This window comes from Bartonella numerosa (genome assembly GCF_037070845.1).
Lineage (GTDB): Bacteria > Pseudomonadota > Alphaproteobacteria > Rhizobiales > Rhizobiaceae > Bartonella.
Genome location: NZ_JAYMZI010000025.1, coordinates 1 through 1,301, shown reverse-complemented (window position 1 = coordinate 1,301; position 1,301 = coordinate 1). Strand labels below are relative to the sequence as shown.

Genomic DNA, 1,301 nt, shown 5'->3' with positions numbered 1-1,301 from the left:
CGATAGGTGTGAGCGCGATAGCTGCCTTTGATGAAACACCCGTAATATACGTACTTGTTATTTGATCAAATTTATCGAAAAGCTGTGTGAACATTACGAAGGACATGGCATTTCTCTTTAACGAATTTTCACTTTTCTGAAATGTTGGCGCACATCATGCACCTCGCTCAGATTTACTGTAAGCGCCTTTTACAAGATTATCAGAGCCAACTCACATATTCCACGCCACCTCTCAAAGTCACTGAATAGCACGGAAAGTTTACCCACTCACCTCAATAAAAAAATCAGAAGTATCACCTTAAAGATACATTATATTTGATAGCCGGCATTTCCGTATTTTTGCTATAAAGGATTTGTACATTGCGCTTACGCTTCAGCCGGCTGATGAGTGCTTGCTCGATATTCCTTAAGTGCGCGACCATTTGCAGTTTCGTGGCTTCATTCTGGATTATAGCTAATGTCCCCTTAAGGCGCGCTTGTAACGCGGCAATGCTCTGTGCATCCTTTGCACCTTTAACTTCCTCTAACAACTTTGAGATTTGATAAAAACGATTTTCTGTGTAGTCAAAAATTTGCAAGCTTACGGCTTTATCCATGATATCCGCATACTGACTACGCTCATCGATAGTTTCGCGTGCGTCATCTACAGAAGATCCGCGAAGATAATTCTCTTCTTGTATAATCTTTTTAAACAACTCCGGCATCTTATCATCAACTTGTGCCTGCTCTGCGGTATCATAAATAAATTGTGGACCTTTAAGGACAAGACTCTTTTTACCATCTAAAGTACTGAGAGATTTCCAGCTGGCCTGCGGATTCGGCGCGCTTGATCGACCACGAGACAGATGAGATGCACCACCTGGGAAATACGACTTACCTCCATACTTGCCTGGATATATAGGTGGCGTGTTCCCTTTGCCTACTTTATCCTTCTGCCAATATTGCCCACCATAGCTAATATCACCGAAATTATCAAAATCATCAAGATTGTTACCACCACTCATTCCCAAACTCGGCACTCCAAGAACCGCGCTTACCATTACTGCAACGATAAGTTTTTTCATAATCTTCTCCGTTTAATTTTCACATACCGTAAAAAAAATCGGTAATTATAATTGCCGTAAAATTGCCATCTATTTTTCACGCTGTTCTGCGAGATTTGACAAACTCACTAATGAGTTCACGCTCCAAACCTCGACTTTCCTCGTAATAACTATTAAGTCGTTCGGCTTTCACCGGTTTAGCTTCCTTTTTTTTCATATCGCTTCTCGTTGAATCTCTACAGGGATCGTTTTGTTGAC

The 1,301-nt window shown here is 41.2% G+C and carries 1 protein-coding gene and 1 pseudogene; both read right to left on the bottom strand.

All coding sequences use genetic code 11. From position 1 onward, the window contains the following. Positions 1–293: 293 nt before the first annotated feature. The gene (locus tag WCP75_RS04990) at positions 294–1,064 is read right to left on the bottom strand and encodes a TrbJ/VirB5 family protein (RefSeq protein WP_336277134.1); all 771 of its coding nucleotides are present in this window, start codon (positions 1,062–1,064) and stop codon (positions 294–296) included. A 79-nt stretch (positions 1,065–1,143) separates the two neighbouring features. Next, positions 1,144–1,260, bottom strand: a pseudogene (locus WCP75_RS04985) (TrwG protein); the annotation flags it as partial. Positions 1,261–1,301: the final 41 nt, after the last annotated feature.